Origin of the sequence: Bradyrhizobium sp. 142 (genome assembly GCF_023074015.1) — a bacterium.
GTDB lineage: Bacteria > Pseudomonadota > Alphaproteobacteria > Rhizobiales > Xanthobacteraceae > Bradyrhizobium.
In genome coordinates this window covers 26,968-39,786 of the sequence record NZ_JADPKQ010000136.1, presented here as the reverse complement: position 1 = coordinate 39,786, position 12,819 = coordinate 26,968, and the positions used below count along the sequence as shown (strand labels likewise).

Sequence of the window (12,819 nt, the reverse complement as noted above, 5' to 3'; positions counted from 1 at the left end):
AATGCGCCGGAAAGTAGCTAGCCCGCTGGCATCCCTGTTTCCACCAGCCGCACCCAGTACGAGGCGCCGTGGCCGAGGATGTTGTCGTTGAAGACGTAGGCCGGGTGATGGCAATCGTTGCCATCGCCCATGCCGACCAGGATCATGGCGCCTGGGCGCGCCTCCAGCATGAACGAAAAATCCTCGGCGCCCATCATCGGAATGAACTTCTCGTTGACGCGATCGGCGCCGACGATGTCGCGGGCGACCCCGGCGGCAATGCCGGCTTCGCGCGGATGGTTCATCGTCACCGGATACATGCGCGTGTACTTGGTCTCTGCCGAGCCGCCATAGGCGCGGGCGACGCTGTCGGCGACCTCGCCGATGCGGCGCTCGACGAGATCGCGGACTTCAGGGTCGAGCGTGCGGACGGTGCCGCCGAGCTCGGCGACTTCCGGAATGATGTTGAAGGCCGTGCCGGCGTGGAATTGCGTGATCGAGATGACGGCGGATTTGAGCGGATCGACGTTGCGGGCGACGATCGACTGCAGCGCGCCGACGATCTGCGAGCCGATCAGGACGCTGTCGACCGATTTGTGCGGGCCGGCGCCGGCATGGCCGCCCTTGCCGTGAACGGTGATCTGGATGTTGTCGGAGGAGGCGAGCATCGGGCCCGGCGTGGTCGCGAAATGGCCCTCCGCCAGGCCCGGCATGTTGTGCATGCCGTAGACTTCCTGGATGTTCCAGCGGGTCATCAGGCCGTCCTCGACCATCGCCTTGCCGCCGCCACCGCCTTCCTCGGCGGGCTGGAAGATCACCACGGCCGTGCCGTCGAAATTGCGCGTCTCGGCGAGATATTTTGCCGCGCCCAAGAGCATGGCGGTGTGACCGTCATGGCCGCAGGCGTGCATCTTGCCCGGGACCTTTGAGGCATAAGGCACGCCGGAGGTTTCCATGATCGGCAGCGCGTCCATATCGGCGCGCAGACCGATGGTCTTGCCGGAAGCGGACTTGCGGCCGCGGATCACGCCGACCACGCCGGTTCGGCCGATGCCCGTCACCACCTCGTCGCAGCCGAATTCGCGCAACTTGTCGGCGACGATGCCGGCGGTGCGATGGACTTCGTAGAGCAGCTCGGGATTCTCGTGGAAGTCATGGCGCCAGGCGGCCATTTCGTCGGAGAGGGCGGCGATACGATTGACGATGGGCATGGGGAGGGTCGTTCCTGAAACAGTGCAGTATGAGTCGAGCTGTCATCGCAGCGTAGCCCGCCGCCGTGCCATGGGCAAATCGCAGACTGCATTTCGCCCATGCGCCGTACGGCTCCATACCCGCAAAACGTCAGCGACAGCTCGATCGGGCGCGTCGATTCGAAGCTTCGCCCGACGTCAGGCCTCGTAGGGGTCTACGTCGCACCGACTTCGGGAGGGTCGGGATGAACGGTCCGGCGAAGCGTGTCGTGCAGCAGCCTCTCGACATCGGTGAGTTGATCCGAGCGTTGCAGCAGCAATTCATCGAGCGACTTACTCTGATTCTGCAGCTTTTGACGCTGTCCGCTATCCTCGATTGTTGCGACGAAAACCTCCAGGACCCGGAGATTTCGTCGCAACTCCGCGATGTTCCGGAGCAGGAGGTTGCAGGCAGCCACGCCTTCGTCAATTTCAGCGCTTAGATCCATGACCGGGAACGGAATGATGTTGGTTTGATCAGCGCCGCGAGTTGCGCCGGCGCTGTCATTTTCGTTCTCCGGGCCTTGCATTGTCGTTCTCCGATCGAAGAACTGTTGCATGTGCTGAATGGGGCCCGTTATGCGGCGCGGACGGTGGTCAGGAATTTGTCGACCTCCGTCTTCAGCCTGGCACTGTCGCTGGCCAGAGTTTGCGCGGACATAAGGACCTGACCGGATGCCGAGCCGGTCTCGGTCGCACCGCGCTGAACATCGGCAACGCTCGATGCGACCTGATGGGTGCCCTGCGCAGCTTGTTGAACGTTGCGAGAGATTTCCTGCGTGGCTGCGCCCTGCTCCTCGACAGCCGATGCAATGGCGGACGAGATCTCTGAGATCCGGCTGATTGTACCGCTGATCTCTCTGATTGCACTGACCGACTCCTGCGTGGCTGTCTGGATACCGGAGATCTGCTGACTGATTTCTCCGGTTGCTTTCGCGGTCTGTTCAGCGAGTGCCTTGACTTCGGATGCAACCACCGCAAAGCCTCGGCCCGCGTCGCCGGCCCGCGCGGCTTCGATGGTTGCGTTCAGAGCCAAAAGGTTTGTTTGCCCGGCGATGGTATTGATAAGCTCCACAACATCGCCGATCCGGGTTGCCGCGTGCGACAGCGCATTGACTCGGTCGTTGGTCTTTTTCGCCTGCCCGACGGCTGCCATGGCGATTCTGGCGGCATCCTGCACTTGGCGACTGATCTCGGTGACCGAGGAACTCATCTCTTCACTGGCGGAGGCGACAGATTGAACGTTCGTCGAGGCTTCCTCTGAAGCCGAGGCGACCATCACCGACAGCTCCTGGGTGTTCTCCGCGGTCTTGGTCAGCGTGTTGGCCGCGGCCTCCAGTTCGGTCGACGACGACGATAGTGTCTTGATGATTTCACCTACGGCGTTCTCGAATTGACCTGCCAGCTCGTTCATATCGGCCTTGCGGCGGGCCGCCGCATGGGCCGTAGCCTGCGCCTGCTCGGCGCGCAGGCGGTCTGCCTCGATCATGTTGTCCTTGAAGACCTGAACGGCGTCGGCCATCTCTCCGATCTCGTCGGCGCGCCCGGTCTCTGGCACGAGCGTGGAGGTGTCGCCGCCGGCAAGATTGCCCATCGCGGCGGTCATCCCCTGGATGGGTGTTGCGATGGCACGCGAGGTGAAAAGCGCAATGATGGCGCCCAAAGCCAAGCCGAGCGCGAGCAGTCCCCACAAGACCGTCATCAGGAGCGAGATGCCATCGCGCACCTCCTCCTTGGCTTGCGCGAGCATCTTCTTCTGGTTGGCCTTGATCCCTCCCGAACGCGTGCCGTCGGCACCTTTCGGTCCGTCAAGCAAATCGAGAATCCTGAGCGCGCGTGGTGCCGCTTCCGTTACGAGGATGTCGACCGGCGCATTCCAGCCCGCCGATTCGCGCAGCGCAAAGATCTTGTCCGAAACCGGTACAAGCTCTCCGCGCGCCTTGGCGATCCTCTCAAAAGACGCGAGCTGGGTTGCAGTCAGCAGGCCCTTCTGCGCGCTCACCGCGGCGAAGCCCTGCTCGAATAGCCCCCATGGTCTTGCGAACTTCTGCTTTTCGTTCTGGTCGCCGGACAATAGATACATCCGGAGCTGAGCCATGGAAGCGGCGAAATCGCCGCGTGTATCCGCCATGGCCTTCAGCACGCGCTTGCGCTGCGGCGTCGCCTCAAGGCCTTCCTCCTCGTCGATCATGTGCGTGATCTCGGAGAAGATCGTCTCGGCGCGCGGGCTTGCCTCAGCGCCGAGGAGCTTGCTTGCGGGATAAGCGTCGGGCGTGAAGGCGATCGCCTCGGCCTTGTCCTGCGCCGCGCGAAACTCCGCGAGCAGCGTCCGGGCCTCCGCCCATTTTTGCTTGTTCTCCGGGTTGGTGAATTGCGTTGCCATTTCGTCGAACGCGGCAGCGGTCGCATCCATTTCCTTCCACATCGCCTGACGGTCAAGCTTGCCCTGCGGATTGCCCGTCAAAAGATAGCCACGCAACGTCGCGAGCGTCGAATAAACATTTCCGACCAACTCGGTGCTTGCGAGCGCCACCGGCGTGCGCAGGTTCACCATACGATCTACAATCCTGGAGACTCCGCCGACGGCAAAAACCGTGTAGCCGACGGAAAGTGCGATAATGGCGCAGACGGCGGTAAAGCCGGCAAGCAGTCGTCCGCGTATGCGCAGGTTGAAATTGAATGCCATGGCAATACTCCTCGATCCCTGCGAACTGCTGCCGCAAGGAATTGGCCAAATGAATTATCGTGCTCCGCCCAATGGGCTGTGGGTTGCGAGGGCAAAGGCGTCGGCGCAGCGGCACCCGCGGCATCTTAGTGTTGGCTGGACCGTGAGGATGAATGCTCGGTCTGCGCGCAACTACCACAGTGTCCCACTTGCGAAGTCCGAAACCCTTGCGTGCAGAGCACGGGACAAAATATTTATGCGCGCGTTAAGAAAGAATTATCCACCCCGCATCGGGCGGTCGCAAAAAAGTTGTCCTTCTGCCCGCCAGCCGAGCGGAAGTTGCACACACGCATCAAAATTTGCGTAGCTACCTGATTTTCGACAGAAAAGACTCAAAATTTGAGTCAGGTGCAGGGTGGCTCGACAATCAGCGCGGGCGAACGCCGGGCTTCCCGACATGTGAAAACAGGAATTCGATGCCTGCGCTCGAGAGCGTGTTGCGAAGAACCTCCATGGTGTCGCCAGGCATTGGTGGAGAATCATTGTAATCCTCGAACCGCCGGATGACCGCGGAAGAAATCCCGGTCCGCTCGGCCAATTCTTTCACTGACCAGTTCAGAATGCCCCGTGCGGCGCGGATTTGCGCTCCGGTGAGCCTCGTCGTGCACATCGATCGAGACGCCCACCCATTCGCGGATGTTGCCGTCCGGATTGGAGACCGGCACGGCGCTGCAGCGGAACCATCGGTAAGTGCCATCAGGCTGCCGCATCCGATGTTCGGTGGTGTAAGGACGTCTCATTTCAACGGCGGCCGACCATTGATGCAGCGCCGTTTCGCGCTCCTCGCCATGCAACAAATCCAGCCAACCCCTGCCAAAGAACAGAGATGCCTGCGGCATTCTGGCCGCATTGGGCAAGGCCGTGATCCGACCATCGGAGCTGCCGATCCACAACAATCCAAGAGCCATCTGGGTGAGCGCGCTGTAGCGCTCGGCATCGGTTCTGAGAGACTGCAACTTCTTGCGGTTGGCGGTGATATCGAACATCACGCCCAGAATGCCCGACGGCTTGCCGGAGTCATCGAGCAACAGCTCAGCCTGGTTGTAGACCCAGCGCAACGTCCCGTTCGGTCGAATGATTCGAAATTCGCCCTCAAGCGGAGACCGGTCGAGCATTAGCTCGCTCACATCGAGTTTCGGGCGTCGATCCTCCGGGTGAATCCGTCGGTCCATCTCCGCGTAAGAGGGCGCGTCCTTCCGAGGGTCTAACCCCAGCAGCTCGTAAAAACCGCGCGACCATTGCATTTGGCCGGCGGCATCGTAGCGCCAGATGCCAGCGCCAAGCTTCTCCTCGACAAATCGAAGCATATCGGAAGGGACGAGATGCCCCTCAAATTGAGGCATAATAAACCTCCGATTGTAGTTAAGAGTTCACTTCGAAAAAACTCAACTCCGTTAATTTGCGGGTTCATACGCGCAATACCGACAGCGCTTCCGTTTGGCGGTTTTCCAATGCGAATCGGCTTTGAAATTCAACGGGCTCGCTTCGCGTAGCAGGATAGCGGTTGACGTCACTGACAAATATCAAAAGAACGTCGGTGCCGAACGAATATTCCACTACAAGGTGTTCTGCTCAATTCTTAAGCAGTGCGGTTCCGCTCGACCGCCGCAGGTGCATGCTGCTAGGACGATCGCGGTCCACTCATCGGCGAGTTAGGCTGGTCCTCAGCTCTCGCCGAACACGCGCTTGAAGATCGTGTCGACGTGCTTGAGGTGATAGCCGAGGTCGAACTGCTCCTCGATCTCGGCGTCGGAGAGATACTTCTTCACCTCGGCGTCCTTCTTCAGCAGCTGCAAGAAGTCGCCTTCGCCGCGCCAGACCGGCATGGCGTTGCGCTGCACCAGCTTGTAGGCGTCCTCGCGGCTCGCGCCCTTCTGGGTCAGTGCCAGCAGCACGCGCTGCGAATGCACGAGGCCGCCGAGGCGGTCGAGATTCTTCTGCATGTTGGCGGGATAGACCAAGAGCTTGTCGATCAGCCCAGCGAGGCGCACCAGCGCGAAGTCGAGCGTCACGGTGGCATCGGGCGCCATCATACGCTCGGCGGAGGAGTGCGAGATGTCGCGCTCGTGCCAGAGCACGACGTTCTCGAGCGCCGGCGTCACATAGGCCCGCACCATGCGCGAGAGGCCGGTGAGGTTTTCCGACAGCACCGGGTTGCGCTTGTGCGGCATCGCCGACGAGCCCTTTTGTCCTTCGGAGAAGAACTCTTCGGCTTCCAGCACCTCGGTGCGCTGCATGTGGCGGATCTCGACCGCGAGACGCTCGACCGAGGAGGCAATCACGCCAAGGGTCGAAAAATACATCGCGTGGCGGTCGCGCGGGATTACCTGGGTCGAAATCGGCTCGGGCACGAGCCCCATGGCTTTGGCGACATGCTCCTCGACGCGCGGATCGATCTGCGCAAACGTGCCGACGGCGCCGGAGATCGCGCAGGTCGCGACCTCGTTCCGCGCCGCGATCAGGCGCTCCTTGGCGCGCGAGAATTCGGCATAGGCATAAGCGAGCTTGAGGCCGAACGTCACGGGCTCGGCATGGATGCCGTGGCTGCGTCCGATGGTCGGCGTCATCTTGTGCTCGAAGGCGCGCTTCTTCAGGGCGGCCAGCACCTTGTCGACGTCGGCGAGCAACAGGTCGGCGGCGCGGGTGAGCTGGACGTTGAGGCAGGTGTCGAGCACGTCGGACGAGGTCATGCCCTGGTGCACGAAGCGGGCTTCGGGGCCGACGATCTCGGCGAGGTGGGTCAGGAAGGCGATGACATCGTGCTTGGTCTCGCGCTCGATCTCGTCGATGCGGGCGACGTCGAAGGTGGCGTTCTTCGCCTTCTCCCAGACGGTCTTGGCGGCCTGTTTCGGAATCGTCCCGAGTTCGGCCAGAGCGTCCGCCGCGTGCGCTTCGATCTCGAACCAGATCTTGAACCGGGTCTGCGGCTCCCAGATCGAGGCCATTTCCGGTCGGGTATAGCGGGGGATCATCTGACGGCTCCAAAGAGGTGGGCAGGCGCGGCCCAAGGGAGTCCCCAAGCGACTCAAGGGGTGCGGCTCCGGCCAAAACGCTTTTTACGCCGCGATTTAGCAGAGCGGGAGGACGAAACAAACGCCGTCGGCAAGGTAGGGGGATGAGTGGGGACAGCTTACCTAGCCCGGCCCCTCCAGCCTGAAGCCGGCCGGGATCAGAAATTAACTATCAATCACAGATCATTGACTGACAGATATTGAAATCTGTCATCGGGACGTGTATATCCGTTCCCGGACGCTCCGATTGGGCGTCCCGCGGCCACCCCCGGAAGGCCCTGACATCCGAAACAAATGCGGATCGAGGGCGAAATTGAAGAGAGGGGCCCGCGGACGAATGGAGACTTACGACAATGACCACCGAAATCATCAATTTGACCGGGACAATTGGGCATTGGCTCAATTTACTGGTGGCGCGCCAGATCGCGGCGCAGGCTGCAAAACTGCCTCATTAAGACGAGAGCTTTGCGAAACGACCGGCAGGGGCGCTTCGCAAGCAGCTCCATCGCCGGGCAACTGAGCCAACGGGAACATGGTGCTGGCATGAACGAAGCCGTTATCTTGACGCCGGAGCGGATCCTCGAAGTCACCGAGGATGTGCTCAGGCGTTACGGACTTGCCAAGGCCACCGTAGTCGATGTGGCCCGCGCGCTCGATGTCAGCCACGGCAGCGTCTACCGGCATTTTCCGAGCAAGGCCTCGCTGCGCGAGGCCGTTGCCAAGCGCTGGCTCGACCGTATCGACGCTCCGCTGCGCCAGATCGCCGAGGAGCAGGGCCCCGCGCCGGTGCGGCTGGACCGCTGGCTGCGCACGCTGTTCGCCGCCAAGCGCTCGCGCGTCCTGGACGACCCCGAGATGTTCCAGACCTATCTGACACTGGCGCGCGAAGCCTGCGCGGCCGTCAAGTGTCACAAGGATACCATGATCGACCAGATCGCGGCGATCCTGTCGGATGGCGTGAAGCAGGGCGTATTCGCTGTGAGCGACGTCAAGACGACGGCGCGCGCGATCTTCGATGCCACTGTCCGCTTCCATCACCCGGCCCATGCCGACGAGTGGAAGGATGCCGATCTGCCGGCGCGCATGGATGCGACGCTTGCACTGCTCCTGCGCGGGCTCCAGGCTGCCTAGGGGCGGATGCCCATCCGCTTGTAACGGCTGTTCAACCTCGTCCCTTGTGGAGGAGAGCGCTTTCCCGCGCCGGCGACGCGTGAGAGGCCCGCTTGGTCGCATGAAATGCGCCATCCGACGGCACGATCGGCGGGCTCTCCGGATAGGCGTTGACTTCGACTTCGACAAGGTCCTTTGACCGCTTTCGTAGCCGGTAGAATGCCAGCTGTTGTTCGAGCATGGGGCAGCGGAAGCTGACGACGGCCGTATCTGGCAGGCGGCAAAGCTCGTCGATGAGCTCGCCTACAGTGATGATAGCGGGATGGGCGGCTACCTTGTGAATGGCCTTACTCATGGCGTTATTCCTCCACTCTGCTACCAACAGAAGCTGAATGGAGTCCGTTCCAATCTGTCCAGCAATAACAGGGCAGTAATCATCGGAAACGTCACATGAGACCAAGCGCCTCTGGAGCGATGCGCAAGGATCTCCGTGCGACAGCATTGCTGCTAAATCTTCGTCAGCCCGCAACCCGCCGCCAGCCGCACCAGCTGTGCATCCGTGCGTGCGCCGGTTTTCGTTTTGATCAGATAGTGATAGTTTTGCACCGTCTTCACACTAAGATTGAGGTGCGCCGCAATCTGTTCGGTCGTCGCGCCGCCGGCGAACTGTCGCAAGATCTCGATCTCACGTTCGCCCAATTGATCCAGCGCCGAGCCGGTCGGTGACAGGCTGTCTTCGGCCAGCACATGTGCGATGTCGTCGCTCATGGTGCGCTCGCCGCGGGCGACGGCGCGGATCGCGGTGACGACGGCGGAAGGCTCGCTGCTCTTGGTGACGAAGCCGCTGGCACCGGCGTTGAAGGCGGCTTTCACCAGCACGGCCTCGTTGTGCATGGTGAAGACGAGAATCCGCGCCCGCGGGCTGCGCGCTCGGATGTTGCGGATCGCCTCCAGCCCGCTCGCGCCCGGCATCGAGATGTCCATCACGATGACATCGGGATCATGCGCCTTGAATGCGGCGTAGGCGTCAGCGGCATTGTCGGCTTCCGCCACGACACGCAGATCGCCCTGGCTCTCCAGCACGCGCCGGTAGCCTTGCCGGACGATCGGGTGATCGTCGACCAGCAGCACGGAGATGCCTGTTGCCGCGACCTCGCTCATCGTGGCCTCACGCGGCGAGCGGGATCATGGCGGCGACGCTCAGTCCACGATTGGCAGGCAGGATCGACAACGATCCGCCGGCCGCGGCCAGGCGCTCGCGGATGCCGGTGAGACCGAAGCCGGCCGACTGCGCCACGCGCGCCGCGTCGCCGCCGCCATCGTCCTCGACGCGGATCAGAAGCGCATCATCCTCGCCCGCGCGCCGCTCGACGCGCAGGGAGATCTCGCGTGCCGCGCCGTGGCGTAGCGCGTTGGTCAGGCATTCCTGGGCGACGCGATAGGCGGTGGTGGCAGCGTGGCCGCTGATGTCGGTGAAGTCGCCCCTAAGATCGAGCTGGATCATCGGCTGTGTCGCGCTCTGCGAGCGCCAGCTGTCGACGAGATTGACGAGACTGGCCTCCAGCCCGAATTCCTCGGGCAGCGGATTGCGCAGGCGCTTCAGCGCGTCGCGCAGTGAGGCCATCAAATGATGCGTGGCCTGGGAGATCATGCGCGCGTCCTGTGCGATACCGCTATCGCTGCTCTGCCTTGCGCCCGCCGTCTCGATCGTGTTGGCGAAGGCGAGGATGGCCGACAGATTTTGCCCGAACTCGTCGTGCAACTCGCGGGCGAGCGCGCGCCGCTCGTCGTCGCGGATCTCGATCAGGCGCCGCGTCAGCGCCGCACGCTGCTCGGTGACTTCCTCCAGCCGGCTGCCGAGCGCGTCGACGGCGCCCCCGATCATCGCAAGTTCGATCGAGCGGAAGCGCGGAAGTTTCGTGCGATACTGCCCGCGCGCGATGCGCTGCAAGGCGGTGACGATCGCCCGTGCCGGGGCCAGCGTGTGCGCGATCGCGAGCGAGGCCAGCAGCGCGATCGCCGCCGCCATCAGCAGCGCGACGTCGATCACGTTGAGGATGTACTCCCAGGCGAGCGAGATCGCGGCTGCGGCATCCGGTGTCGCAACGACCGCGCCGGCGGATGCGGCGCGTGGACTGACCGGCCGCACCACCTCGGCGTGGCTGCCAAGGAAGGTGGGCACGATCGATGCGAACCAGCGCGGTGGCATCTTGCCGATGCCCTGGCTTTGGCCGCAGAGTGGCTTTTCGAATGCCGCCGCGGGCTGGAATTCGACGCAGACGCCCGGCGAAATCAGCTTCATCGTCTCCAGCGTGCGCCAGTCCGGAACCGGCAGCAGATGCTCGCGCGTTCTGCTGCTGCGCAACAAGAGCTCGTGCCAGTACAGCGCCTGAAGCGCCTGCGCGACCCGCTGCGCGGAGGCCGCAGTCGCCCGGTCGACGCTGCGATAGGCGTCGAACGTGGCCCACAGTGTCGCGGCGGCGAGGCACAGCGCGACGATGACAAGCAAACGGGCGATAAGCTGAAGCACAAGGCGCATGCGATCACCCCAAAGTTTGGTAAGGTCAGACTAACAACGCCGCCGCGCCTTGCCAATTGCGGGGAATGGCAGGATCGCAGCTCGGGCAAAATTCCCGGGCCGGATTGGGCATGGCTCTTTAGACCCGGCCCGGTGGCTTTGGTCTAATCGGCGAGGAATCGCAGGCCGGGAGCAGTGCAGCATGAGTTCGATGACAATTGGACCGATCGCGGGCAGCGCTGCCGACCCGTCCGAGCGCAGCGCGCTGCTGTTCTGGATGATCTTCACAGGACTTTCGATCTTCGCTGTCGTGCTGCTGTGGCGGTTCGGCCTGATCCACCTGATGCTGACCTCGGACCGGACCTACATTTCGAGTGTGATCGCGCTGCTCTATGTCGTCACCTGCGGCCATTGCTTCCTGCGGACCCGGGCGATTGCGCGCGAGGGCGCGGCGGCGCGGCGCTGTCGCGCGGTGCTCGCGGCGCCTGACGGCAGCAAGGTGCTCGATGCAAGTGCGACTTCGCTGCCGCGCGGGCTGGTGCGGGATCATATCGGGAGTCTGGTGACCAAGGCCGCGGCGCAGGACTTCCGTGCGGTCGACCAGACGCTGCTGCTGCGGACGCTGGCCGACCGCCTGCGCGGGTCCAACGGGTTCGGCGCCTTCGTCTCCGACACGCTGATGAAGCTCGGCCTGCTCGGCACCATCGTCGGCTTCATCATCATGCTGGCGCCGATCGCGGGCCTCGACGCGGCCGACAAGGTCGCGATGCGGTCTTCGATGGGGCTAATGAGCGACGGCATGGCGGTCGCGATGTACACGACGCTTGCAGGCCTTGTCGGCTCGATCCTGGTCCGGATTCAGTACTACATGTTGGATGCGGCGACCCAGCGCGTGTTCTCGGACGCGGTGGTCCTGACCGAGACCTATGTGACGCCGGCTCTGGAACGCCGGCGTTCGGAAACGCCGTCATGATGGACGACTTTGGTCTCTATCCGCGCGAGGAATCGTTCGATCCGCTGGGTGTGATGCTGTTCAAGGCGCTCCAGGTGATCGCCTTCCTGTTCTTCCTCGCGCTGCTCGCGGTCTCCCCGGACGCCAAGGACGGCAAGATCGACTCCAAGGCGGAGTTCATGATCACGCTGGACTGGCCGGACAATCACCCCGACGATCTCGACCTGTTCGTGCAGGATCCCGCCGGCAACATCGCCTGGTATCGCCACCGCGAGGCGGGCTTTCTCACGCTCGACCGTGACGACCGGGGCGGGGCCAACGATTTCATCATGGTCAACGGCAAGAAGATCGCCTCGCCGATCCGCGAGGAGATCGTGACCGTGCGCGGCATCGTCGCCGGCGAATACACCGTCAACGTCTCGCATTTCGTGGCCACGACCGGCGAGCCGGTTTCGGCCAATGTGAAGGTGCAGAAACTCAACCCGACCGCGCAGGTGATCTTCGACAACAAATTCACGCTCGATCACACCGGCGACGAGAAGACTGCGGTGCGGTTCAGGCTCGATGCCGAAGGAAAGGTGGTCAATGTGGACCAGCGGCCGAAATCGCTGCTGGAGACGTTCCGCAGCAGTTGGCGCAATGGCGCTGACGTCGACCCGAAGACTGGTGTGAGGGTACGCCGTGAGTAATTTGCAAGCGGTCATCCTCACGCTGTCGGTCGCCTACGCCGTGATCGGCGCGCTGCTCCTGGTCGTTTTGGTCTACGCGCGACTGCACTGGTCGCTGAAAGCGATCACGGTGGTCGTGACCAGCGCCTTCTATGTGGTCAGCTTCACGGAAATGCGCGGGCTGCTCGGCTGGGCCAGCGCGGACCGCCTGCCGGGCTCTTTCAAGCTGCTCCAGGCCCGCATCGTCGAGCCGCATTCGCTGGAGGGTGATCCCGGCTCGATCTATCTGTGGGTGGAGGAGCTCGACGAGGACAATCGTCCGAGCGGTATCCCCCGGGCCTTTCGCGTGCCCTACAATGACAGGCTCGCCGACAAGACCCACGCGGCGCAGAACGAGATCGCGGCGGGGCATCTGCAAGGCGGGCGCGCCGCGGATTTCGGCGGCGGTGAGGGCAGCCTGATCGACATGGTCCGGGAATATGTAACGCCCAAGACGATCATGGAGACGAGCGGCGGCGATTCCTCGACGGGCGAGTTCAGCGCTCCATCGGCCGGCGCGCAAGGCGCCGTGTTCACGCCGCTGCCGCCGCCCCGGATGCCGCCAAAGGACGAGCAATAGGCCCTTCA

At 63.0% G+C, this 12,819-nt stretch carries 12 protein-coding genes; 4 read left to right on the top strand and 8 right to left on the bottom strand.

Going from position 1 to position 12,819, the window contains the following annotated elements; translation table 11 throughout:
• Positions 1-17 precede the first annotated feature (17 nt).
• From IVA82_RS13795 to purB, 5 genes are all read right to left on the bottom strand, one after another.
• Entirely contained in the window at positions 18-1,190 is a 1,173-nt protein-coding gene (locus IVA82_RS13795; RefSeq protein WP_247380450.1) for a M20 aminoacylase family protein, read from the bottom strand.
• 194 nt (positions 1,191-1,384) lie between these two features.
• Positions 1,385-1,738 (bottom strand): hypothetical protein, encoded by a 354-nt coding sequence (locus tag IVA82_RS13790; RefSeq protein WP_247380448.1) that lies wholly within the window; start codon positions 1,736-1,738, stop codon positions 1,385-1,387.
• 47 nt (positions 1,739-1,785) lie between these two features.
• Entirely contained in the window at positions 1,786-3,894 is a 2,109-nt protein-coding gene (locus IVA82_RS13785) for a methyl-accepting chemotaxis protein (RefSeq protein ID WP_247380445.1), read from the bottom strand.
• 518 nt (positions 3,895-4,412) lie between these two features.
• Positions 4,413-5,276, bottom strand: a complete 864-nt coding sequence (locus IVA82_RS13780) for a PAS domain-containing protein (RefSeq protein WP_247380444.1) — start codon at positions 5,274-5,276, stop codon at positions 4,413-4,415.
• A 321-nt stretch (positions 5,277-5,597) separates the two neighbouring features.
• A complete protein-coding gene (purB, locus tag IVA82_RS13775; RefSeq protein WP_247380442.1) occupies positions 5,598-6,905 on the bottom strand; it encodes an adenylosuccinate lyase in 1,308 nt (435 codons plus the stop codon).
• Between the two features lie 582 nt (positions 6,906-7,487).
• Between purB and IVA82_RS13770 the strand changes: the two genes are divergently transcribed.
• Positions 7,488-8,075, top strand: coding sequence for a TetR family transcriptional regulator (locus IVA82_RS13770; RefSeq protein WP_247380440.1), 588 nt, complete (start codon positions 7,488-7,490; stop codon positions 8,073-8,075).
• 31 nt (positions 8,076-8,106) lie between these two features.
• On the opposite strand, the gene IVA82_RS13765 is transcribed toward IVA82_RS13770, so the two are convergent.
• From IVA82_RS13765 to IVA82_RS13755, 3 genes are all read right to left on the bottom strand, one after another.
• Complete coding sequence (locus tag IVA82_RS13765; RefSeq protein ID WP_247380438.1) at positions 8,107-8,409, bottom strand: hypothetical protein; 303 nt, start codon at positions 8,407-8,409, stop codon at positions 8,107-8,109.
• A 152-nt stretch (positions 8,410-8,561) separates the two neighbouring features.
• Positions 8,562-9,215, bottom strand: coding sequence for a response regulator transcription factor (locus IVA82_RS13760; RefSeq protein ID WP_247380436.1), 654 nt, complete (start codon positions 9,213-9,215; stop codon positions 8,562-8,564).
• Positions 9,216-9,222: 7 nt separating this feature from the next.
• Positions 9,223-10,593: a histidine kinase gene (locus IVA82_RS13755; RefSeq protein ID WP_247380434.1), complete on the bottom strand. Its 1,371-nt coding sequence runs from the start codon at positions 10,591-10,593 to the stop codon at positions 9,223-9,225.
• A gap of 181 nt (positions 10,594-10,774) precedes the next feature.
• On the opposite strand from IVA82_RS13755, the gene IVA82_RS13750 reads away from it, so the two are divergent.
• From IVA82_RS13750 to IVA82_RS13740, 3 genes are read left to right on the top strand one after another with little or no spacing between them, the layout of a single operon-like run.
• Entirely contained in the window at positions 10,775-11,545 is a 771-nt protein-coding gene (locus tag IVA82_RS13750) for a MotA/TolQ/ExbB proton channel family protein (RefSeq protein ID WP_247380433.1), read from the top strand.
• Positions 11,542-12,213 carry a hypothetical protein gene (locus IVA82_RS13745; RefSeq protein ID WP_247380430.1) on the top strand — a complete coding sequence of 224 codons (672 nt, stop codon included), beginning with the start codon at positions 11,542-11,544 and terminating at the stop codon, positions 12,211-12,213. Before IVA82_RS13750 ends, IVA82_RS13745 begins: the two co-directional genes overlap by 4 nt.
• A complete protein-coding gene (locus IVA82_RS13740; RefSeq protein WP_247380428.1) occupies positions 12,206-12,811 on the top strand; it encodes a hypothetical protein in 606 nt (201 codons plus the stop codon). Before IVA82_RS13745 ends, IVA82_RS13740 begins: the two co-directional genes overlap by 8 nt.
• Positions 12,812-12,819: the final 8 nt, after the last annotated feature.

Excerpts from the sequence above, each read along its gene's own strand:
- IVA82_RS13795 (WP_247380450.1), bottom strand. The coding sequence starts at position 1,190 with ATGCCCATCGTCAATCGTATCGCCGCCCTCTCCGACGAAATGGCCGCC.
- IVA82_RS13790 (WP_247380448.1), bottom strand. The coding sequence starts at position 1,738 with ATGCAAGGCCCGGAGAACGAAAATGACAGCGCCGGCGCAACTCGCGGC.
- IVA82_RS13785 (WP_247380445.1), bottom strand. The coding sequence starts at position 3,894 with ATGGCATTCAATTTCAACCTGCGCATACGCGGACGACTGCTTGCCGGC.
- IVA82_RS13780 (WP_247380444.1), bottom strand. The coding sequence starts at position 5,276 with ATGCCTCAATTTGAGGGGCATCTCGTCCCTTCCGATATGCTTCGATTT.
- purB (WP_247380442.1), bottom strand. The coding sequence starts at position 6,905 with ATGATCCCCCGCTATACCCGACCGGAAATGGCCTCGATCTGGGAGCCG.
- IVA82_RS13770 (WP_247380440.1), top strand. The coding sequence starts at position 7,488 with ATGAACGAAGCCGTTATCTTGACGCCGGAGCGGATCCTCGAAGTCACC.
- IVA82_RS13765 (WP_247380438.1), bottom strand. The coding sequence starts at position 8,409 with ATGAGTAAGGCCATTCACAAGGTAGCCGCCCATCCCGCTATCATCACT.
- IVA82_RS13760 (WP_247380436.1), bottom strand. The coding sequence starts at position 9,215 with ATGAGCGAGGTCGCGGCAACAGGCATCTCCGTGCTGCTGGTCGACGAT.
- IVA82_RS13755 (WP_247380434.1), bottom strand. The coding sequence starts at position 10,593 with ATGCGCCTTGTGCTTCAGCTTATCGCCCGTTTGCTTGTCATCGTCGCG.
- IVA82_RS13750 (WP_247380433.1), top strand. The coding sequence starts at position 10,775 with ATGAGTTCGATGACAATTGGACCGATCGCGGGCAGCGCTGCCGACCCG.
- IVA82_RS13745 (WP_247380430.1), top strand. The coding sequence starts at position 11,542 with ATGATGGACGACTTTGGTCTCTATCCGCGCGAGGAATCGTTCGATCCG.